Raw genomic sequence first — 20,281 nt, 5'->3', positions numbered from 1 at the left:
TTGCTCCTTCCCCCGCTGGGGGAAGGTTGGGATGGGGGCAAGCGGCGCTTGTTCGGCGCAATGCTTCATCCAACGCCGCGAGCCCCCACCCCTGCCCTCCCCTAGAGGGGGAGGGAGAAAGACAAGGATCAGAACGTCACGCGCAACCCGACCTTCAGCGAACGCCCCGGCAACGGCGCGTTCGGATACACCGTCGTCGTCAGGATCGACGTCGGGCTGTAGGCCAGCTTGTTGGTGATGTTGTCGACGCGCGCATACCAGGTGAGGTTGGCGCGCTGCACCTTCATGCGGTAGGAGATCGCGGCGTTCCACAGCGTGTACGCATCGGTCTCGCGCGCCCCGACGCTCGGCACGTGGCGCTGCGCCGCGTTGTAGTCGAAGCCCAGGCGCGCGCTCCACGGCCCGTTGCCGTAGACCAGCGTCGCGCCGGTGCGGAACGGCGCGATGCGCGGCAGCGGCTCGCCGGTGTCCAGGTTCTTCGCGCGCACCACGTCGCCGCGCCATTCGAGGTCGAGCGTCGAGGCGTCGGGCATCGGCGCGAAGCCGTCGTTGCCCAGCAGGCGCAGGTTGCCGTTGGCCTCGATGCCGGTGAAGCGCGCGCGCACGCCGCTGTAGACGTACTCGGCCAGCGTGTCGGTCGCGTCAGGTTCAGCCACCTGGCCTTCTTCGTCGAGCGTGCGGCCCGAGGCGGTGAGGCCGATGTAGTTGCTGAAGCGCGTGACGTAGGCATTCACACGGGCCGTGTTGGGGCCCGACTTCCATTGCGCGCCGAGGTCCAGGCCGGTCGACTTTTCCTTCTTCAGGTTCGGGTCGCCCACTTCCCACGCGGCCGTGGCCACGTGCGGGCCGTTGGCGAGCAGTTCGTAGTCCTTCGGCGCGCGCTCGGTGTAGGCGAGGTTCGAGGTCAACTGCCACTGCGGCGTGAGGTTGACCAGCGCGCCGAACGCCGCGCTGTGCGGATTGAAGGTGCGCTCGCCGATGGCAAAGCGGGTGATCGACGGATCGTCCGGATAGCCCTGCGAACGGATGCGGACCTTCTCGGTGCGCGCGCCGAAGCTCAGCTTGCCCCACGAGGCGCCGTACTCTTCATAGAGAAAGAGCGCGTTGGAACGCGTGCGGCTGTGCGGCGCGAAGGCCTCCTCGCCGTCGGCGGCGAAGCGGTTGGTCTCGCTGCTGAAGCCGACCAGGCCTTCGAAGTTGCCGATCTTCTGGTGACGTGCCTCGATGCGCAGGTCGTTGCTCATGTTCGAGAAGGTGGTGCCGGCCTCGGGGCCCTCGAACTCGGTGTGGCGGTAGTTGGTGTGGCTCACCTTCGCGTGGATGCTGCTGATGATGCCGCCCGGGCGCCATTCGCCTTCGAGCGCATAGCGGTCGGACTTCATGCGGATGGTCACGTCGTCCTCGGCCACGGTGCCGTAGTTGCTGCGGTAGGTGCTGGCGGAGGCGCCGATCCAGCCCTGGTCGAAGAACAGCGTGCCGCCGACCGCGCCGCCGTTCGCCTCGTTGGCCGAGTTGCAGATCTTGCGGGCGCGCCAGGGCGAGCCGGGCTTTTCGCAGTTCAGGTCGATGGGCACCGAGACGTCCTTCGAGTCGCGGTTGAAGGCGTCGACGTGCAGCGCGAAGCGGTCGTTGCCGCCTTCGAGCACCACGCCGCCGTTCTTTTCCTTGTTGCCGGTAGAAAAGCCCAGGTCGGCGCGGCCGCCGAAACCGTTGATGGGCTCGGTCGGGATGCGGTTGTCGATCACGTTGACCACGCCCCCCACCGCGCTGCCGCCGTACTGCAGCGCCGAGGGGCCGCGCAGCACTTCGATGCGGTCGGTGACCAGCGCGTCGACCGGCACCGCGTGGTCGTAGCTCAGCGCCGAGGCGTCGGGCGCGCCGCCGCCGTTCTGCAGGATGCGGATGCGGTCGCCGTCCTGCCCGCGGATGATCGGGCGGCTGGCGTTGGGGCCGAAGTAGCTGCTGCTCACGCCGGGCAGGTTGTTGAGCGTTTCGCCGAGGGTCGAGTCGGAACGCAGCAGGAGTTTTTCCCCCGAGAGCGTGACGGTCGGCGCGATCAGGTCGTTGGCACCGAGCGGATTGCCGGTGACGGTGATCGCGGGCAGGCTGGCGTCATTGGCGGGCTGGGGCTGAGCGACTTCCTGGGTCTGGGCGTGGGACGCAGCGGCGAAGGCGAGCGAGAGGACGGCGACGCCGATGGCGTTGCGACGGAAATTGGGAATCATGGTGAACACTCGTTGAATCGATGGACGGCACGCCGTCACCCGCACAAGGCAGGCGCAGCGACCGGAACACGGGGGGATTCAGCGAGTGGAAGGCGGGCCGCGCGCGTCGAAGAGCGCAACCCAGCGGGCGATGGCTTCGCCCTGCAGATAGGCAAAAGTGGCCGAGGGCAGCAGCACCGGCAGCACCACCAGCGGCACGCCGGGGACGCTCGATCCATGCGAGAGCTGGTCGTACAGCCGGCACTCGGCGTCGGTGTGATCGCCGAAGAGGCTGACCACGCCATGGCCCGCGTGCGCATGGACGCCCTTGTCAGCTTGTGTCGCCTGGACCGTCGCCGCCGCAGCCGGCAGGCCGGGCACGTGCAGCGAACGGTGCATCACGCCCAGCGTGCCCGCGAACCACAGCGCGATCGCCAGCACGACGAGGATCGCGCGGGTCGATAAGTGCGGGGATGGACGGGTGGCGAGCTGCACGGAAACGGAGGAGGTCAGGCCTTGACGCGGGAGGCGAAAGTCTTCTGGAACTTCTCGACCTTCGGGCCGACGACGAACGCGCAGTAGCCCTGGTTCGGGTTGTTCAGGAAATAGTCCTGGTGGTAGGCCTCGGCCGTCGAATAGTTGGCGAGCGGCGCCACCTCGGTCACGACGGGCGCGCTGTAGGTCTTGCTGGCCTCGATCTCGCGGATCACGTCTTCTGCCACCTGCTTTTGCGCGTCGTTCGTGTAGTAGATGCCGCTGCGGTACTGGGTGCCGACGTCGTTGCCCTGGCGGTTGAGGGTTGTCGGGTCATGCACGACGAAGAAGATCTCGAGGATCTCGCGCAGGCTGATCTGGGCGGGGTCGAATTGAAGCTTCACGACCTCGGCGTGGCCGGTGCGGCCGGTGCAGACCTGCTCGTAGGTCGGATTGACGACCTGGCCGTTGCAATAACCCGACTCCACGTCCACCACGCCCTGCACACGGTCGAAGACCGCTTCGGTGCACCAGAAGCAGCCCCCGCCAATCACGATGGTTTCGGTGGGCGACGGTGAGGAAGACATGGGCACTGCTCCGGCAGGTTGGGAATCGGCGAACCCGATATTGTCGCGGCTTGACGTGACGGATGCCGGTCACTACATTACTAACCCGCGAGTCATTAACCCACATGTCCACTCCCCGTTCCCTCGTCGACAAGTTCTGCCCGGTCCGCTCCAAGCGCGAACGCCGGAAGGAAGCGCGCCCCGGCGAACTGCTGGCTGCCGCGCTCGACCTGTTCGTCGAAAAAGGCTTTGCCGCCACCCGATCGGAGGAAGTGGCGGCGCGCGCCGGGGTCTCCAAGGGCACCCTCTTTCTGTATTTTCCGAGCAAGGAAGAGCTCTTCAAGGCCGTGATCATGGAAAGCCTGGGCGGCCGTTTCACCGAGTGGAACGCCGAATTCGAGGCCTTCGAAGGCACCACCGCCGAGATGCTGCGCTACTGCATGAACGTGTGGTGGGAGCGCGTGGGCATGACCAAGGCCTCGGGCCTGACCAAGCTGATGATGAGCGAAGGCGGCAATTTTCCCGAGCTGGCGGAGTTCTACCGCCAGCAGGTGGTGCGCCCCGGCCACGACCTGCTGCGGCGCATCCTGCAGCGCGGCATCGACCGCGGTGAATTCGCGCCGGTCGACATCGACCACGCGATCTATTCGGTGATCGCGCCCATGGTCTTCCTGATGCTCTGGAAGCATTCGGCCATGGTCTGCGTCGACGGAGAAAGCGCCCTGGACCCCGAAAAATTCGTCGCCACCCAGGCCGAAACCGTGCTCTACGGGCTCAGCGTGCGCCCCGGAGACAAGGCATGAAGAAGACTTTTGTATGGCCGAGCGGGCCGCTGGCGTCATCCGGGCCACCTAAAATTGAAGGTTTGTCCTGAGCCCACAAGGAAAGCCACGCCATGAACCCCACCCCCACCCTCGAGCGCTTGCGCTTCAACATGATCGAACAGCAGATCCGCCCCTGGGATGTGCTGGACCTGGACATCCTCGACCTGCTGGCCACCATCCACCGGGAAGACTACGTGCCGGAAGCCCACCGCACGCTCTCCTTCTTCGACATGGAACTGCCGCTGCTCGACGGCTCCGTGCCCGGCGAATTCATGCTGTCGCCCAAGGTCGAGGCCCGCACGCTGCACGACCTGAAAGTGCAGAAACACGAGTCCGTGCTTGAAATCGGCACCGGTTCGGGCTTCATGGCCGCCCTGCTCGGCGCCCGCGCCGCCCAGGTGCTGTCGCTCGAGATCAACCCCGTGCTGGCCGCCAGCGCCGCCGAGACGCTGCGCCGGAACGGCGTGAGCAACGTCGAAGTGCGCCATGCGGACGGCGCCGTGCCCCTGCCCAGCGGCCCGAGCTTCGACGTGATCGTGCTGAGCGGCTCGGTCGCCCGCATTCCGCAGAACCTGCTGGGTTCGCTGAAGGTCGGCGGTCGCCTCGCGGCCATCGTGGGCGAAGAGCCGATGATGCGTGCCCACTTCGTCACGCGCTCGAGCGAAAGCAAGTGGGACACGGTCCAGCCCTGGGACACCGTGGCGCCGCGCCTCCTGAACTTCCCCGAGCCCTCGCGCTTCTCGTTCTGAGCGGGCCGCACCCATGATCGACCAAGTCCGCCCCGCCGACCTCGCCGCCTGGTTCGCGCAGGACGCCAATGCCGCCCCCGTACTGCTCGACGTGCGCGAACCGTGGGAGCTGCAGACGGCGAGCGTCGCGCCCGCAGGCTTCACGCTGGTGGCAATCCCGATGAATGAGATTCCGGGCCGCCTCGCCGAGTTGGGCGAAGGCCAGCGCATTGCATGCCTCTGCCATCACGGCGCGCGCAGCCAGCGCGTGGCCGCATTTTTGAACCAGAACGGCTTTGACCAGCTCGCCAATGTGGCGGGCGGCATCGACGCCTGGTCAACGCACGACCCTTCGGTCCCGCGCTACTGATTCTTTCCCTCAAGGACGTTCAATGCCTCCACGGCCCCGGCTTCTGCCACTTTCCGCAGCACTCGCCAGCGTTATCGCGACCCTGCTTGCACTGCCGGCCCAAGGCCAGACACTGAACGAACTCTACGACTCCGCCCGCGGCTACGACGCCACGTACCAGGGCGCCCGGGCTCAGTACGACGCCAACGTCGCGCGCGCCGCGCAGGCCAAGGCCGGCATCCTGCCGGCCGTCGGGCTCACGGCCGGCGTGAACCGCAGCAACCTGGACATCGACACCCTCACCGGCACCAGCCGCGGCGCCAGCGCCTCGCGCGACTTCAACACGCAGAACGTCGGCATCAACGCCACCCAACCGCTCTACCGCCCCGCCAACTGGGCCACCTACGAGCAGGGCAAGCGCCAGACGGAGATTGCGCTGGCGGTGCTCACCACCGCCGAGCAGGACCTGATCGTGCGCGTGAGCCAGGCGTACTTCGACGTGCTCGCGAGCCAGGACAGCCTGGCGCTCGTGCGCGCGCAAAAGGTCGCCGTGGCCGAGCAGCTCGCCTCGGCCAAGCGCAACTTCGAGGTCGGCACCTCGACCATCACCGACTCGCGCGAAGCCCAGGCCCGCTACGACCTGGTGATCGCGCAGGAGATCGCCGCCGAGAACGACCTGCAGGTCAAGAAGATCGTGCTCGACCAGCTCGTCGGCCGTCCTGGCAGCGTGCCCGTGCCGCTGGCTGTGCCCGTCGTGCTGCCGACTGCCCAACCGGCGGACATCAACGCTTGGGTCTCGCAGGCCGACGAGGTGCATCCCGCGATCCAGCAGGCGCGTCTGGGCCTCGACGTGGCCGGGCTCGAAGTGCAGAAGGCGCAGGCCGGCCACAAGCCCACGCTCGACGCCAACCTGGGCTACAACGTCACGCGCAACCCGACGGGCACCAGCACCAGCACCGTGGGCACGCGCGTCAACGCGGCCACGGTCGGCGTCACTTTCAACCTGCCGCTCTTCGCCGGCTTCGCGACCGAGAACCGCATCAAGGAAACGCTGGCGCTCGAAGACCAGTCGCGCAGCGTGCTCGACGGCACCCGCCGCAGCGTGGCCCAGGCGACGCGCGCGGCCTACCTCGGCCTCGTGTCGGGTGCGGGCCAGGTCAAGGCGCTGGAAGCGGCCGAATCCTCCAGCCAGAGCGCGCTCGACGCCAACAAGCTCGGCTACCAGGTGGGCGTGCGCATCAACATCGACGTGCTCAATTCCCAGAGCCAGTTGTTCCAGACCAAGCGCGACCTCGCGCAGGCGCGCTACAACGTGCTGCTGGGCAACCTGAAGCTGCGCCAGGCCAACGGCACGCTGACGACTGCGGACATGAATGCGATCAATGCGACGCTGGCGAGTAATGGCAGCACGCCGGCGGTGCCATCGCCCACGCCTGCGGACCGTTCTGTCGCGCCTTCGACGACGGTGACACCGCCCAGCATTCCGGTGGTGCCGCCCGTGCCGGTGCAGCCGTTCAACCCGGCGCCGCCCGCGATGCCTTCGGCACCGGCGCCGCCGGTGATCGTGAATCCGCCGGTGCGCTGATTCCGACGATCACTGGGCCGACGCCCGACGGTTCAATTAGCCCAGTTGCAGCCGGACTCGCCGAAGCCGGCAGCCGGGGCCAATACAAAATTGCGCACCTTGTTTTTTGCGTAATTTCTGTAGGTCGCCACATACCCCGAGACACCTGTTCCTGCGCCTTCACGCGTGAGAATATATTCCCCGGAAATTTTCTCACGCGATATTTCCAGCCATTTCGACGAAGGCTCAAGCATTCCCTCGCCTAAATCATCTGCTGTGGTTGATGAAAAGAACACCACTGGAATTAACTCCTTGGCACTCTCATACCTGACGAATCCACCGCTCCATTTGCGGCTCGAATCGTAATAAGTGTGAAACTCAAACTTGACGGGTTTTACATCATTGGAAACATAGCATGCAGTTTCATTGGAGATTCCAGCATTGACGGCCCCAAGACTTTGCAGGCATATAAAAACAATTGCCACTGCAGATTTGACAATCTCTTTCGTCACGGCTTTTGTCTTTCAAGTGGTATGTCTATCGTGTGCTGGCCAAGATAATATTTCATAACGGGACGTGGAGGTATTCCGGCTGTAATCGGCCGACCCTGAGCATCCAAAGCCGCCTCTTTTCGGCTATTCCTGCGCCACGCAAAGCTGATCGTCTCAGTAGCATTGCGGGTCACATTTTCGAGGAGCACGTATTTAAGATAGGTCAGGCTTTGCAAGCGAGCATCCAGGCCGTTCAAGTTCTCAATTGCCACATAACCATTGACATCTTTGCTGACCGTGATGGCATTCGCCTGCGAGATTCCAGAATCCAGATGACTTAGCATGTTCGCTCTTTTCACCAAGTAAAAACAAGCACTGTCCACGCAATTTTCAGCATTGCGCCCACCTCTGTTGTCTCGGGCAATCAAAACATCCGGATCCCATCCAAGCTGAGGAAAATTAGCTGAAGGAAATGTTCTTCTGAAGCCACGAAATTCTCCATATTCTTTGTAATTTCCGAGATGCGTCAATTGGATAAGTCCACGCCCATAATATGGACTGTAGGCCGCACGCTCTCCGCCTCCTTCTTTCACCATGCTCAAATTTGCAGTTTCGGGAATAACGTGAGAAAAGAGATGAAGCAGTCTCTGTCTGGATGTGCTTATTCCATATTTTCTTGTCGCCCTGTTGAATGGACGCGCCCATTCATTTGCTCGTGCAATTGCTGTTTGCCACGTAACTGCCGATGAGATGAAAGAAGTACCGTTCAGATGCAACTGTCTTCGCGGAAAGCATTGCGCCAGTTCCTGCGCGCTCAGCCATCCGCATCGCCTCATGTGCCCTACGAACTCCCTCGGATGAAACCGCCACTCAGCATCTCGTAGCTCCGCGGGGAGGTCAGGAAAACTGAGCGCTTTTGCGTGCTTCACGAAGCGGTTCCACTTCTGTGCGCTCGCGGCATCATCGTCCGTGGTTTTGAAGTCCTCGGTTTCCAGCCAGCCATAGCGCGCCTCGATGCTTCGCTGATCCCATTCGCTGGGGAAGTTGCAGATGGCACGTCGAAGTTTTTTTCTTACTTCGGGCTCACCCAATCGGCGCGCCAACTGGGCAGGCTCCATGCGTTGCGCGTTCGCGGGATCGGGGTCACGGATCAGCGTTTTCATGTGCAGGGAATCGCACCGCTGATCGGCGGGTGCAGGGTCGTCATCGAAGCAGTTCCAGCCCATGACGGCCAGGAAATCGGCGTCGCTGAACTTGAAGGTACCTTGTGCATTGAGGTCGGCCCATACCTCCCCCGAAGACGTGACGATCTTGCGCCAGTGCGCTGCATTGGCAGGGAGCGGATCGGTTCCCAGGTTGCGCCCAAAACGCAGCAGCTCATACCAGCCGCTGGGGCTGCTTCCAGCTTGGGCAGCAGCACCTAATGCATCGTGGCGATCATTGGCGGCGGCGCACAGGTCATATTCGAAGCGGCGACTCGCTGCCGCCAGAGCATTGGCTCGACCAATGTAGTCATCCCGACTATCGTTCCTGGGCGAGCTGATGGGCACGCCATGCCGGTCGTAGCTCGCCAGAGTCGCGCCTCCGTTCCCATAGGTGATCTGCACCCACAAAGGGGTGTGCAGCGTGTTGGGCGGGAAATGGTCGGAGGCGGCGCTTGCCGCGCCACTCACGTTGCCGCTTGGGCGCAAATGATGGGTCGGCTGGCTCGTACTTGTCGGTGTGCCGGCGGGCAGATAGACATAGGCACTGCCGAAGACGCTGTCAGTGCGGCCATCGGCAACAGGCGGCGGCAGGGCCAACGGATCGACCCAGTCAGGCCCGCGCTTCGTCAACAACGCGAGGTTCGCCTTGTTGCAGCAAATCTCGAAATGGATCTGCCCGGCATGGCCGTAGACTTCCCCCGGTGCCCCAAGCTCTTCCTTGCGGTAGACGACATTGCCGGTCGACCATGGAACCCCTGTTCTGGGGCAAGCGGCAATGCTGCCCAGATGCATGCAAACGCTGTAGTAGACGATTTCGACAGGGAGCGCCCCCGCGACACCGATCTCGGTCTTGTGTTCGATGACGAGGAAGCCGTCGCTGGTCCAGGCGGCGGATGGCACATCGGCGTGGAACGGGTTGTAGTTGAGCGGGTGGTCGAGCTCGGCGTTCTGCGCAGTGGGGGAATGGACGAAGACGACCTTGCCGTCCGCGATGGCACGCACTGGCAGGTACGCCCCACCGGACTGCGGCGCCTGGATATGAATTCCGTTATGCCAAGCCAGTTTCAGGCTCAGGGGAAACGAGCCCTCAGGCGCCTGGGTGCTCGTCAAGCGCGAAGCGGGCTGCCCCATCGCCATGTCGAGCCAGGCGTCCTCGGATTGCCCGGCGTGATCGGGCAGAAAAGGCGGGCTGATGATCATGCGATGTGCTCGCAAGGCGAATCGGCCGAGGTCCGGAAGCAGGCGTCGCGCGCCGAACCGGGAACAGGAGACAACGCAGGAGATGAGATCGAGAGCAAGGACAACATCGACAGCTTCCATGGCAAGGAAAAAAGTCGAGGCAGTTTGCGGCGGCCGCCCTGCTCACACTGCAAACAATGGTCACCCTGGACAGGGATCGGAGGGGCGCGCGTCACCCCTCAGCCTGATCCGTGAAAAATTCGGCACCGCCGAAAAAGCTCAGTCCAGCGTGGGTTCCGCCCTGGCTTCATCCAGTGGTGCGCCCACACCTTCCACAGTCACCGGCTCCGCAGCCTGCGCAATGGCCAACACCGCAGCCGCCGTCCGTTCGGCCGCCCCACGGTTCGACGACGAGAACTCCAGCGCAGCCTGCGCCATCGCCGCACGACGCTCGGGGTTCTCCACCAGCTTCAGCGCCGCCGTCACCGCCTGCTCCATGCCTTCGACGCGCAGCGACGCACCGGCCGCCAGCGACAGTTGCGCCGCCTCGGCGAAATTGAAGGTCGACGGGCCCATCACCACCGGGCAGCCGCACGCGGCCGGCTCGATGAGGTTCTGCCCGCCCAGCGGCTCGAAGCTGCCGCCGAGCAGCGCCACGTCGGCCAGGCCGTAGTACAGCGCCATCTCGCCGAGCGAATCGCCGAGCCAGATCTCCGCATCGGACGGCTGGCCTGCCGCGCTGCGGCGTGCCACCGCGAACCCCTGCGATTCGATCAGCGCCGCCACCTCGTCGAAGCGTTGCGGATGGCGCGGCACGATCATCCACTGCACGTCGTGCACACGCTTGGCGATCGAGCGGATCGCGCCCTGCTCGGGCGGCACGGGCGACGTTGCGCCGAAGCGCTTGAGCACCTCGAGCAGCAGCCGCTCCTCGCCGTCGCGCGAACTGGCGAGCACGACCATGGGCTTGGGCAGGCGTTCGCGCAGCGAAGTCGCCGCGGTGAGTTGCCGTGCGTCGGGCGTCGCATCGAACTTGAGGTTGCCGTAGATGCCGGCCACCTTGGCGCCGAGCGACACCAGCCGGTGCGCGTCGGCCTCGGTCTGCGCCCACACGGCCGTGAGCGCCGAATAGGCAGGCCGCGCGAGCCAGCCCAGGCGCTCGGCCGCGGCCAGCGATTTCTCGTTGAGCCGCGCATTGGCCAGCACCAGCGGAATGCGGCGCTCGGCGCAGGCCGCGGCCATCTCGGGCCAGACCTCGGTTTCCATCAGCACGCCGATGCGCGGCTTGAAGCGGTCCAGGAAGCGCGCGACGGCGCCCGGCGTGTCCCACGGCTGCCAGACCTGCGTGTCGCCGGGCTCGAGCAGCTTGGCGCCCTCCTCGCGGCCGGTGGCGGTGCCGTGCGTCAGCAGGATCGGAATGCCTGGGTACTGCCGCCGCAGTTCGGCGATGAGAATCGCGGCCGCGCGCGTCTCGCCGAGCGACACCGCGTGCACCCAGCACTGGGCCTCGCCGACGATGGATTCGTCGTAGTGGCCGAAGCGCTCCTCGACGGCCACGGCATAGCCCGGCTCGGCCTCCGCGCGGCGCCGCAGCTTGCGGCGCACCAGCGGTTGCACAACGGTGGTGAAGGCGCCGTACAGGCGCAGCAGCAGGGAACGCACAGGTGATGTCAGTGGGAAGCTTCGGCCAGCTTGGCGTCGGGTTTGACGGTCCGCAGCAGCGCGAGCATCTCGGCTTCGATGCGATGCAGCGCCGCATCGGTCTGGCCTTCGAAGCGCAGCACGAGCACGGGGGTGGTGTTGGAAGCGCGGATGAGCCCGAAACCATCGGGCCAGTCCACACGCAGGCCGTCGATGGTCGAGACCTTGGCGGGTGCGGCGAAGCTGGCGCTCTTGACCAGCGTGTCGACCACCGCGTGCGGCTCGCCCTCGGCGCAGGCCACGTTGAGTTCGGGCGTCGAGAAGCTGGTGGGCAGCGCATTGAGCACGTCGCTCGCGTCCGGGCTCTTGCTCAAGATTTCGAGCAGGCGGCAGCCGGCATACGTACCGTCGTCGAAGCCGAACCAGCGCTCCTTGAAGAAGATGTGGCCGCTCATCTCGCCGCCCAGGGGCGAATCGATTTCCTTCATCTTCGCCTTGATGAGCGAGTGGCCGGTCTTGTAGATCAGCGGCTTGCCGCCCGCCGCCTCGATGGCGGGCGCGAGGCGCTGCGAGCACTTCACGTCGTAGACGATGGTGCCGCCCGGCACGCGCGAGAGCACGTCCTGCGCGAACAGCTGCATCTGGCGGTCGGGGAAGATGTTCTGGCCGTCCTTGGTGACGATGCCCAGCCGGTCGCCGTCGCCGTCGAAGGCCAGGCCCAGCTCGGCCTGGCCCTTGGCCAGTTCGGCCATCAGGTCCTTGAGGTTCTCCAGCTTGCTGGGGTCGGGGTGGTGGTTGGGGAAGTCGCCATCGACCTCGCTGAAGAGCTCGACCACCTCGCAGCCGATGGCGCGAAAGATGGCGGGGGCCGTGGCGCCCGCAATGCCGTTGCCCGAATCGACCACGATCTTCACGGGGCGGGCGAGCTTGATGTCGCCCGCGATGCGCTTGACGTAGGCATCGGTCACGTCGACCTTGCGCACGCTGCCGCCGGGGGCGAGCTTGGCGGTGCCGTCTTCCATGGTCTTGCGCAGGCCCTGGATCTCGTCGCCGTAGATCGCGCGGCCGGCCAGCACCATCTTGAAGCCGTTGTAGTCCTTGGGGTTGTGGCTGCCGGTGACCTGGATGCCGCTCTTGCACAGCGTGTGGGCCGCGAAGTAGAGCATCGGCGTGGTCACCGCGCCCACGTCGATCACCTCGACACCCGTGGTCACCAGGCCCTTGATCAGCGCCTCGGCCAATGCAGGGCCCGACAGGCGCCCATCGCGACCCACGGCCACCGCCTTTTCGCCAGCGGCGCGGGCGGCACTGCCGAACGCGCGACCAAGCGCTTCTGCCACCTCGGTATCGAGGGTGACGGGCACGACGCCGCGGATGTCATAGGCCTTGAAGATCGACGCGCTGAGCTGCATGAAAGGCGTTTCCCTGTGGGTTTTGGAACGGGGCATTGTAGGCAACGCCCCGCCTGCCCACATGTCCGAAAACGGCCAGTCGAAACCGGATGAAACCGTATCATTTGCCCATGCCTACCTCCCACGCCCCCTCTGAAGCGCTCGAGAGCGACGCCTGCTACCTGGCGATGAAGACGCACGATGCGCGCTTCGACGGGTCGTTCTTCACCGCCGTGACCTCCACCGGCATCTATTGCCGGCCGGTGTGCCGCGTCAAGCTGCCGCGGCGCGAGAACTGCCGGTTCTTCGTGCATGCGGCGCAGGCCGAGGCCGAGGGCTTCCGCCCGTGCCTGCGCTGCCGGCCCGAACTGGCGCCGCGCGCGGCCAGCTGGTCGACCGAGGATTCCTCGCGCATCCTCGCGCTGCAGGCCGCACGGCTGATCGACGAGCCCGATGCATGGACCCACGGCGACGACAACGGCCCCGGCGCAGCGCAGATCGCGGCGCGCCTGGGCGTGAGCGACCGGCACCTGCGGCGCATCTTCGAGGCGCAGTTCGGCGTCTCTCCCCTTCAATATCTGCAGACGCGCCGCCTCCTGGCCGCCAAGCAACTGATCGCCGACACGCGCCTGCCGATGACGCAGGTGGCGCTGGCCAGCGGCTTTGCGAGCGTGCGCCGCTTCAATGCCGCCTTCGTCGAGCACTATGGCCTCAATCCGAGTGCACTGCGGCGCGCGGGTGGCGCCCAGGGCGGCGAAGGCAAGGGGATCGAAGTGCGCCTGGGCTTTCGCCCGCCCTACGACGTGAACGCGATGCTCGGCTTCTTCGCGCGCCGTGCCTTGCGCGGCGTCGAGGTGGCAACGACGGCCGACGGCAAGGCGCCCGCCAAGGGCAGCACGCCGACCTATGTACGTCTTGCCCGCACATTGCGCGTGCAGCAGGGCGGGCAGGCCCACGCCGGATGGCTGCAGTTGCGCTTCGACATCGAACGCGAGCAGATGCTGCTGTCGGTCAGCGATTCGCTCGCCGCGGTGCTGCCGATCGTGATCAGCCGGGCCCGCGCCATGCTCGATCTCGATGCCGAACCGATGGCGATCAATGCGGCGCTGCATGCAGCCTTTCCGCACGGCGACGGCCTCCGCGTGCCCGGCACGGTCGACGGCTTCGAGCTCGCCGTGCGCGCGGTGCTGGGCCAGCAGATCACGGTGGCCGCGGCGCGCACACTGGGCTCTCGGCTGGTCGAGGCGTTCGGCGAACCCATCGTCACGCCCATCGATGGCCTGGACCGGTTGTTTCCCACACCGGCGGCCATTGCCGCAGCCAGCGGCGATGCGCTCGGGCAGCTGGGCATCGTGCGACAGCGGCAGGCCGCGTTGCAGGCCATCGCGCGCGAAGTGGCGGCCGGCAAGCTGGCGCTGCATGCGGGCGCCGACGTGCCCTCGACCATCGCCGCACTGCAGGAGCTCCCCGGCATCGGCGCCTGGACCGCGCAATACATCGCGATGCGCGCGCTGCGATGGCCAGATGCGTTCCCTGCCGGCGACGTCGCGCTGCAGAAGGCACTGGGTGTGACCACCGCACGCGCGGCCAGCGAGGCATCGCAGGCGTGGCGACCCTGGCGCGGCTATGCGGTGCTGCGGGCCTGGCACGCGCCCTCTTCTCCTTCCGCGGCTGCTGCGGAAACGGCAGCAGATTCCTCCAACATCACAACGGCAGGCGTCGCAGCCTGAAATGTCATGAAGTTCAAGAGCAAGACCATCTACACCTCGCACATCGACACGCCGCTGGGCGGCATCACGATGGCGGCCACCGACCAAGGCCTGGCCGGCGTCTGGTTCGACCAGCAGCGCCACTGGCCCGACACCACGGGCTGGATCGCGAAAGACGACCATCCCGCGCTCATCGAAGCCGGCACGCAGTTGCGCGACTACTTCGCGGGCAAGCGCAACGATTTCGACATGCCGCTCGACCTGTCGCACGGCACCGCGTTCCAGCAGAGCGTATGGCAGGCGCTGCTCGCAATTCCCGCGGGCAAGACGATGACCTACGGCGCGCTCAGCGCGCATGTGGGCAACCCGGCCGCAGTGCGCGCGGTGGGCGCGGCTGTGGGGCGCAACCCGATCAGCGTGATCGTGCCCTGCCATCGCGTGCTCGGCTCCGATGGCTCGTTGACCGGTTACGCTGGCGGGCTTCATCGCAAGACCGCCCTTCTCGAACTGGAAGGCGCGAGATAAAACCGAGAGACGCATGAGCACAACAACACAGAACAACATCGCCACCAGCACCGCCAAGCCCTGGCTCATCGACCTCGTATTGCTCGGGGCCTTGTGGGGGGCGTCTTTTCTTTTCATGCGCATCGGCGCGGCCGAATTCGGCGCGCTGCCGACGGCGGCGGTGCGGGTGGCCATCGCCGCGCTCTTCCTGCTGCCGATCGCGCTGCTGCGCGGGCAGGGGCCGGCCATTGCAACGCACTGGAAGGCCACCTTCGGCGTCGGCGTCTTCAATTCGGGGATGCCGTTCGCGCTCTTCTGCTTTGCGCTGCTGACCATCAATTCCGGCCTCGCCGCCGTGATCAACGCCACCGTGCCGATGTTCGGCGCGCTGGTGGCCTGGGCGTGGTTTCGCGAGCGGCCGAACGGTTCGCGCATCGCCGGGCTGGTCATCGGCTTTGCCGGCGTCGCGATGCTCGCAAGCCGCAGCGCGGGCCTGCACGAAGGCGCCAGCAGCAACGCCGCGCTCTGGGCGGTGATCGCCTGTCTCGGCGCGTGCCTGTGCTACGGCATCTCTGCCAGCGCCACGCGCCGCTACCTGGGCGGCGTGCCCCCACTGGCCACCGCGACGGGCAGCCAACTCGGCGCCACGCTCTTCCTCGCGCTGCCGGCCATCTGGCTCTGGCCCGCGCAGATGCCCAGCCTGCGCGCATGGCTCGCGCTGCTGGCACTGGGCATCGCCTGCACGGGCGTTGCTTACATCCTGTTCTTCCGGCTGATCGAACGCGCCGGCCCCGCACGCGCGCTGACCGTGACCTTCCTGGTGCCGGTGTTTGCGCTCTTCTACGGCGCGGTCTTTCTCGGCGAAAACATCACGCAGTGGATGCTGATTTCCGCGGTGGTGATCGTGTGCGGCGTGGCGCTCTCCACGGGCATCGTCCGCCTCGGCCCAAAACCCAAGACAGACTGACGCTGACGCTCAGATTGCGCCAGCGACAACGTTGACCGACAAGGCCAGCACCAGCATGTTGAAAGCAAAGGCCAGCACGCTGTGGACCAGCGTGATGCGCCGCATCTCGCGCGAGGTGGCCTGCACATCGGACACCTGCGAGGTCATGCCGATCACGTACGAGTAGTAGAGAAAGTCGAAGTAGTCCGGGGCGTCGTCCTTGCCCGGAAAGTCGAGCCCGCCATCGGGCGTACCGCCCTTCTGGTCGATGTAGTAGCGGTGCGCGTAGTGAAAGGCGTAGATCGTGTGCATCATCAGCCACGAGCCGACCAGCGCCACCACGCCGAGCACGACGTGCCCCGCACGCTCCCAGCCCGTCAGTTGCTTGACCTGCTGCAGCAGCATCGCGATGGCGACCACGCTCACGGCCACCACCACCAGCATCGACACCAGGATCATCACGTTGGGCTGATCCAGCGACTGCGCCCGCTCGCGCGTGCGCCGCGCGTCGAAGGTCTCGATCAGCCACCAGGTCAGCAGCTGGTACACCAGCACTCCTGCGCACCAGCCCGCCAGCCCGCGCGCCATGCCGCCGAACGGCCAGGGTGCCAGCGCCACGGCGACACCGACCACCGTGCCATAGAGAAGACGTTGCGGTCCCGTGGTCGTGGAGAGGTGTTTGCGCATGCGGCACTGTAGCGCCGCCCTCGCGCCATCAAGAAATTCCTACAAGAAGACCCGCATTCGACGCATTCGATGTGCTGCGCCGCATCACTAAGGTACGGCTGGTTCAAGGGAGTCTGGCCGCGAGGCATCACGCGCAGTCGAAGACCGTTGCGCCATGCGATGTGCCCGAGGCCTTCATTTTTTTCTTCTCAAGGATTCTCATGCTGTCGCTTCGCTCCCATCCGTTCGGCTGGACGTTCAGATTCGGCGCCCTCGGCGCGCTCGTGGGTTCGGGTTTTCTCTTCGCCACCGCACCCGCGATGGCCGATCCTTCTCCGGCGCTGGACCGGTTCAGTTTCTCGGTGGGCGGCTTCAGTGCCGATCCGAAGCTCAACGCCTCGGTGGCCACGCCCTACGGGATGCTGCAGACGGGTGACATCAAGCCCGGCCGCGTGACCATGCCCCGCATCACCGCCGACCTGCTGATCGGCGACAGCCAGGGCATCTCCTTCGACTACTACCAGTACAAGCGCGACTACGGCGGCCAGTTCAACAACAGCACCTCGCTCGGCCCCTTCGGCACGCTGAGCACCATCGGCAACGCGAACCTCAGCACCAAGCTCGACTTCGCCAAGCTCTCTTACAAGTGGTGGATCGGCTCGGGCAACACCGTGTTCGGTCTCGGCGCCGGTGCGGCGTACTACCGTGCGACGCTCGGCACGACCGCGCTCGCCGCGGTGAACGGCCAGGTCGGCACGGTGAACGAAAGCTCGAGCGACAACGCGGTCGCGCCGCTGCTCGAACTCGGCGTGCGCCATGCCATCACACCCGACCTGCGCCTGTTCGCCGATGCCTCGGGCGTCTGGAAGAGCAGCGGCCGCTTCCACGGCAACATCTACAACGCATCAGCGGGCGTCGAGTGGTTCCCGGTGAAGAACGTGGGCGTGGTGCTCTCCTATGGCGTGACCAACATCGACCTGACCCGCGACGGCTCTTCCGCCGACACGCGGCTCAAGGTGCGGTTGCAAGGCCCCTCGGCCTTCGTCAAGGCGCGCTTCTGACGCGCACACCGCGCCTGCAGGCAGCCCGCTTCGGCGGGCTTTTCTTTGCGTAGCCACTCTTCGCAAGACGCGATGCCGGAGCCAGTCTTAGGCTGCGCTGCGCCATCGAACGAACCCACGAACGAAGACCGGAGACACGAAGCCATGCCTGCAGTCCGCCCAGAGTCCACGCCACAGTCGCCCCAGCGCATTGCCCGCATTGCGCTGGGCGACGTGATCCACCGCTCCGCGCGCCGCTTCGGCGCGCGCACCGCGCTGATCGAGGGCGAGCACCGCATGTCCTACCGCGAGCTCGATGCGGCATCGAACCGCTTCGCGCACCACCTGCTGGACTTGGGCCTCGCGAGCGGCGAGCGCGTGGGGATGCTGTGCAACAACTCGATCCAGATGGTGGTCGCAATGCTCGGCATCCAGAAGGCCGGACTGGTGTGGGTGCCGATCAACACCGCGCTCGCTGTCGATGCGATCGGCTACATCCTCGGGCACGCGGAGATACGCCATGTGGTGATCGACACCGCGCTCCACGCGAAGCCCGCGCTGCGCGAACTGCTGCAGGAAGCGGGCATCGCGCCCATGCTCTGCGTGCTCGACGGCGACACGCCGCCCGAGGGCATCGCCACCGTGCCGCAGGCGATCTCGCAGGGCCCGGTCACGCTGCCCGAGGTGGACATCGATAGCGCACAGCTCGCACTCATCATGTACACCAGCGGCACCACCGGCCAGCAGAAGGGCGTGATGCATTCGCACGCCTCCGTGCACTCGGTGCTCCTGAGCAACATGGTCGAATGGGGCAGCAGCCCGGAGCGCTGCGACGTGTGGAGCAGCGTGCTGCCGCTCTTTCATTGCGGCCAGCACACGGTGCTGATGTCGGCGCTTGCGGTGGGCGGCGCGCTCGTTGTCCTGCGCGGCTTCGATCCCGGCGCGGTGCTCACCGCCATCGAGCGTCATCGCATCACCGTGATGGTCGGCCTGCCGATGATGTACGGCGCGCTGCTCGCGCATCCGCAGCGTGCGGCGCTGGACCTGTCGAGCCTGCGCCTGTGCGTGTATGCGATGGCGCCGATGTCGCGCACGCTGCTGCTGCGCCTGCTTGACGAACTCTGCCCGAACTTCGCATTGGTCTCGGGCCAGACCGAGATGTACCCCGGCGCCACCATCTTCGAGGTGCAGGAACAGCGCCGGCGCTTCGGTTCCTACTGGGGCGTGGGCACGCTGGTGAACGAGGTCGCGGTAATGGGCGACGAAGGGGAACTGCTGGCGCCGAACCAGGTCGGCGAGATCGTCTTTCGCGGCCCCAACGTCATGCTTGGCTACTACAGGGACCCGGAGGCCACCGCGAATGCGCAGCGCTTCGGCTGGCACCACTCAGGCGACCTCGGCAAGCTGGATGACGACGGCCAGTTGATCTTCCTCGACCGGCTGAAGGACATGGTGAAGTCGGGCGGCGAGAACGTGCCGTCGCTCAAGGTTGAGGAGGTGCTGTTGCGGCATCCCGCCGTGCTCAATGCGGCGGTGGTCGGATTGCCGCACGACCACTGGGGCGAGGCCATCACCGCCTTCGTCACGCGGCGGCCCGACGCGCCGGCGGAACTCACGGCCGCGGACCTCGCCACGCATTGCAGGGAACACCTCGGTGGCTTCGAAGTTCCCAAGGAAATCGTCTTCCTGCCCGCGCTGCCGATGACCTCGACCGGAAAGATCCAGAAGTTCGAACTGCGCCAGGCGCACCACGATCACTATCGGCGCGGTTGAAGCGGTGAAGGCGGTCGCGGTGTAGAGGCGCGCACTTCCTTTCTCGCCTTGCCGGCGGGCTCTGCGAGCCGCGTGCCTTCCCATTGGCCGCTGGTGCAGAGGTCGCGGATCACGTCGCCAATCAGGTTGCAGATCGCACGCTTCGCATTGGTCGTCGGCAGGTGTACCGACACGCACAGCCCGAGCGTGCGGAACATCGCGGGCGAGTCGATGCGGTGTGCCCGCAGCCGGTCCTCGCGCACCTCTCGCTGCGCCAGGCCGAGCGGCATGATGGTCGCGCCGAGCCCCGCTTCCACCGCTGCCTTCAGCGTGTAGACCGAATTGATCTCCGCCGCCACGCGCGCGGCCGGCTGACCCGCCGCCTCGAGCACCGCATCCACCAGCCACCGCGTGCAATGGCCGTGCGCATTGGCCGGCCACACCAACGGACGCGCCGTGGCCTGCGCGATGCTCACGTCGCCCGGCGGCAATGCGCGCGGGTCCTGCGGCGATTCGAGAAAGACGAAATCCTCTTCCACCAACGGCGTGAAAGCGATGTCTTCCGCGGGCATGGTGGGCGAGAAGATCGCCACGTCCACGCGCCCGCGCAGCAACTGGTCGGCCATGTTGCCGGTGAGCTCTTCGTTGAGATGGAACACCACGTCGGGGTAGCGCCTGGCGGCCGCGCGCATCAGCGGCAGCGCGATCATCGGCGACACGCTCTGCGGCAGCGCGGCCACCACCGAGCCGACCACCGAATCCGCCGCCACGTGCACCGCGGCCTTCGCATCGCCGACCTGCTTGGTGATGCCCTGCGCGTATTCGTAGAACACCTTGCCCGCCTCGGTCACCGCCACGCCGTTGCGGCTGCGCAGCAGCAGCTGGGTGCCCAGCTCGCCTTCGAGCTCGGCCATCTGCTTGCTGAGCGCCGACTGCGCCACGAAGAGCTGCTGGGCCGCGCGCGAGAGGCTGCCGCAATCGACGATGGCGACGAAATACTTGAACTGGCGCAACTCCATCGGCGTGTCTCCGGCCGCACGCTGCGGGG

At 66.1% G+C, this 20,281-nt stretch carries 18 protein-coding genes; 9 read left to right on the top strand and 9 right to left on the bottom strand.

Annotated features, from left to right (window positions below; all coding sequences use genetic code 11):
- Positions 1–128: 128 nt before the first annotated feature.
- The 3 genes from ACSFA7_RS13675 to msrA form a co-directional block, all read right to left on the bottom strand.
- Positions 129–2,225 (bottom strand): TonB-dependent receptor, encoded by a 2,097-nt coding sequence (locus tag ACSFA7_RS13675; protein WP_435499858.1) that lies wholly within the window; start codon positions 2,223–2,225, stop codon positions 129–131.
- Between the two features lie 78 nt (positions 2,226–2,303).
- Entirely contained in the window at positions 2,304–2,699 is a 396-nt protein-coding gene (locus ACSFA7_RS13670; protein ID WP_435499857.1) for a hypothetical protein, read from the bottom strand.
- 14 nt (positions 2,700–2,713) lie between these two features.
- Positions 2,714–3,265 carry a peptide-methionine (S)-S-oxide reductase MsrA gene (msrA, locus tag ACSFA7_RS13665; protein WP_435499856.1) on the bottom strand — a complete coding sequence of 184 codons (552 nt, stop codon included), beginning with the start codon at positions 3,263–3,265 and terminating at the stop codon, positions 2,714–2,716.
- 104 nt (positions 3,266–3,369) lie between these two features.
- Here msrA and ACSFA7_RS13660 point away from each other — a divergent pair, with 104 nt between their 5' ends.
- The 4 genes from ACSFA7_RS13660 (at position 3,370) to ACSFA7_RS13645 (ending at position 6,730) form a co-directional block, all read left to right on the top strand.
- A complete protein-coding gene (locus ACSFA7_RS13660) occupies positions 3,370–4,047 on the top strand; it encodes a TetR/AcrR family transcriptional regulator (protein ID WP_206179630.1) in 678 nt (225 codons plus the stop codon).
- 92 nt (positions 4,048–4,139) lie between these two features.
- Positions 4,140–4,817, top strand: coding sequence for a protein-L-isoaspartate O-methyltransferase family protein (locus ACSFA7_RS13655; protein WP_206174622.1), 678 nt, complete (start codon positions 4,140–4,142; stop codon positions 4,815–4,817).
- A gap of 13 nt (positions 4,818–4,830) precedes the next feature.
- Positions 4,831–5,166, top strand: a complete 336-nt coding sequence (locus ACSFA7_RS13650) for a rhodanese-like domain-containing protein (protein WP_435499855.1) — start codon at positions 4,831–4,833, stop codon at positions 5,164–5,166.
- Between the two features lie 22 nt (positions 5,167–5,188).
- Positions 5,189–6,730 carry a TolC family outer membrane protein gene (locus tag ACSFA7_RS13645; RefSeq protein WP_435499854.1) on the top strand — a complete coding sequence of 514 codons (1,542 nt, stop codon included), beginning with the start codon at positions 5,189–5,191 and terminating at the stop codon, positions 6,728–6,730.
- A 32-nt stretch (positions 6,731–6,762) separates the two neighbouring features.
- Here ACSFA7_RS13645 and ACSFA7_RS13640 read toward each other — a convergent pair whose 3' ends face one another.
- The 4 genes from ACSFA7_RS13640 to ACSFA7_RS13625 all read right to left on the bottom strand — a co-directional run bounded on the left by ACSFA7_RS13640 (position 6,763) and on the right by ACSFA7_RS13625 (position 12,637).
- Positions 6,763–7,221 carry a hypothetical protein gene (locus ACSFA7_RS13640; RefSeq protein ID WP_435499853.1) on the bottom strand — a complete coding sequence of 153 codons (459 nt, stop codon included), beginning with the start codon at positions 7,219–7,221 and terminating at the stop codon, positions 6,763–6,765.
- The gene (locus tag ACSFA7_RS13635) at positions 7,218–9,725 is read right to left on the bottom strand and encodes a M23 family metallopeptidase (RefSeq protein ID WP_435499852.1); all 2,508 of its coding nucleotides are present in this window, start codon (positions 9,723–9,725) and stop codon (positions 7,218–7,220) included. Before ACSFA7_RS13635 ends, ACSFA7_RS13640 begins: the two co-directional genes overlap by 4 nt.
- Before the next feature lie 138 nt (positions 9,726–9,863).
- Positions 9,864–11,246 (bottom strand): 3-deoxy-D-manno-octulosonic acid transferase, encoded by a 1,383-nt coding sequence (locus ACSFA7_RS13630; RefSeq protein WP_435499851.1) that lies wholly within the window; start codon positions 11,244–11,246, stop codon positions 9,864–9,866.
- A gap of 8 nt (positions 11,247–11,254) precedes the next feature.
- Entirely contained in the window at positions 11,255–12,637 is a 1,383-nt protein-coding gene (locus ACSFA7_RS13625; protein ID WP_435499850.1) for a phosphomannomutase/phosphoglucomutase, read from the bottom strand.
- A 110-nt stretch (positions 12,638–12,747) separates the two neighbouring features.
- Here ACSFA7_RS13625 and ACSFA7_RS13620 point away from each other — a divergent pair, with 110 nt between their 5' ends.
- From ACSFA7_RS13620 to ACSFA7_RS13610, 3 genes are read left to right on the top strand one after another with little or no spacing between them, the layout of a single operon-like run.
- Positions 12,748–14,346 (top strand): DNA-3-methyladenine glycosylase 2 family protein, encoded by a 1,599-nt coding sequence (locus ACSFA7_RS13620; protein WP_435499849.1) that lies wholly within the window; start codon positions 12,748–12,750, stop codon positions 14,344–14,346.
- A gap of 6 nt (positions 14,347–14,352) precedes the next feature.
- Positions 14,353–14,850 (top strand): methylated-DNA--[protein]-cysteine S-methyltransferase, encoded by a 498-nt coding sequence (locus ACSFA7_RS13615; RefSeq protein ID WP_206174628.1) that lies wholly within the window; start codon positions 14,353–14,355, stop codon positions 14,848–14,850.
- A 13-nt stretch (positions 14,851–14,863) separates the two neighbouring features.
- Positions 14,864–15,796 (top strand): DMT family transporter, encoded by a 933-nt coding sequence (locus ACSFA7_RS13610; protein ID WP_435499848.1) that lies wholly within the window; start codon positions 14,864–14,866, stop codon positions 15,794–15,796.
- Between the two features lie 9 nt (positions 15,797–15,805).
- Here ACSFA7_RS13610 and ACSFA7_RS13605 read toward each other — a convergent pair whose 3' ends face one another.
- Positions 15,806–16,462, bottom strand: coding sequence for a DUF1345 domain-containing protein (locus ACSFA7_RS13605; RefSeq protein ID WP_435499847.1), 657 nt, complete (start codon positions 16,460–16,462; stop codon positions 15,806–15,808).
- A gap of 200 nt (positions 16,463–16,662) precedes the next feature.
- On the opposite strand from ACSFA7_RS13605, the gene ACSFA7_RS13600 reads away from it, so the two are divergent.
- Together ACSFA7_RS13600 and ACSFA7_RS13595 are read left to right on the top strand one after the other, a co-directional pair.
- Entirely contained in the window at positions 16,663–17,502 is an 840-nt protein-coding gene (locus tag ACSFA7_RS13600) for a hypothetical protein (RefSeq protein ID WP_435499846.1), read from the top strand.
- Positions 17,503–17,646: 144 nt separating this feature from the next.
- Positions 17,647–19,254: a class I adenylate-forming enzyme family protein gene (locus ACSFA7_RS13595; RefSeq protein WP_435499845.1), complete on the top strand. Its 1,608-nt coding sequence runs from the start codon at positions 17,647–17,649 to the stop codon at positions 19,252–19,254.
- On the opposite strand, the gene ACSFA7_RS13590 is transcribed toward ACSFA7_RS13595, so the two are convergent.
- Positions 19,239–20,252 carry a LysR substrate-binding domain-containing protein gene (locus ACSFA7_RS13590; protein ID WP_435499844.1) on the bottom strand — a complete coding sequence of 338 codons (1,014 nt, stop codon included), beginning with the start codon at positions 20,250–20,252 and terminating at the stop codon, positions 19,239–19,241. The two genes, ACSFA7_RS13595 and ACSFA7_RS13590, sit on opposite strands and share 16 nt — an antisense overlap.
- Positions 20,253–20,281: the final 29 nt, after the last annotated feature.

Origin of the sequence: Variovorax trehalosi, assembly GCF_051216415.1 — a bacterium.
Lineage (GTDB): Bacteria > Pseudomonadota > Gammaproteobacteria > Burkholderiales > Burkholderiaceae_C > Variovorax.
The sequence above is the reverse complement of the archived record's forward strand: the minus strand, read 5'-3'. Positions and strand labels throughout refer to the sequence as shown.

Bases quoted from the DNA above. Each gene is read 5' to 3' on its own strand.
- ACSFA7_RS13675 (WP_435499858.1), bottom strand. From the start codon at position 2,225: ATGATTCCCAATTTCCGTCGCAACGCCATCGGCGTCGCCGTCCTCTCG.
- msrA (WP_435499856.1), bottom strand. From the start codon at position 3,265: ATGTCTTCCTCACCGTCGCCCACCGAAACCATCGTGATTGGCGGGGGC.
- ACSFA7_RS13660 (WP_206179630.1), top strand. From the start codon at position 3,370: ATGTCCACTCCCCGTTCCCTCGTCGACAAGTTCTGCCCGGTCCGCTCC.
- ACSFA7_RS13655 (WP_206174622.1), top strand. From the start codon at position 4,140: ATGAACCCCACCCCCACCCTCGAGCGCTTGCGCTTCAACATGATCGAA.
- ACSFA7_RS13650 (WP_435499855.1), top strand. From the start codon at position 4,831: ATGATCGACCAAGTCCGCCCCGCCGACCTCGCCGCCTGGTTCGCGCAG.
- ACSFA7_RS13645 (WP_435499854.1), top strand. From the start codon at position 5,189: ATGCCTCCACGGCCCCGGCTTCTGCCACTTTCCGCAGCACTCGCCAGC.
- ACSFA7_RS13635 (WP_435499852.1), bottom strand. From the start codon at position 9,725: ATGGAAGCTGTCGATGTTGTCCTTGCTCTCGATCTCATCTCCTGCGTT.
- ACSFA7_RS13625 (WP_435499850.1), bottom strand. From the start codon at position 12,637: ATGCAGCTCAGCGCGTCGATCTTCAAGGCCTATGACATCCGCGGCGTC.
- ACSFA7_RS13620 (WP_435499849.1), top strand. From the start codon at position 12,748: ATGCCTACCTCCCACGCCCCCTCTGAAGCGCTCGAGAGCGACGCCTGC.
- ACSFA7_RS13615 (WP_206174628.1), top strand. From the start codon at position 14,353: ATGAAGTTCAAGAGCAAGACCATCTACACCTCGCACATCGACACGCCG.
- ACSFA7_RS13610 (WP_435499848.1), top strand. From the start codon at position 14,864: ATGAGCACAACAACACAGAACAACATCGCCACCAGCACCGCCAAGCCC.
- ACSFA7_RS13605 (WP_435499847.1), bottom strand. From the start codon at position 16,462: ATGCGCAAACACCTCTCCACGACCACGGGACCGCAACGTCTTCTCTAT.
- ACSFA7_RS13600 (WP_435499846.1), top strand. From the start codon at position 16,663: ATGCTGTCGCTTCGCTCCCATCCGTTCGGCTGGACGTTCAGATTCGGC.
- ACSFA7_RS13595 (WP_435499845.1), top strand. From the start codon at position 17,647: ATGCCTGCAGTCCGCCCAGAGTCCACGCCACAGTCGCCCCAGCGCATT.
- ACSFA7_RS13590 (WP_435499844.1), bottom strand. From the start codon at position 20,252: ATGGAGTTGCGCCAGTTCAAGTATTTCGTCGCCATCGTCGATTGCGGC.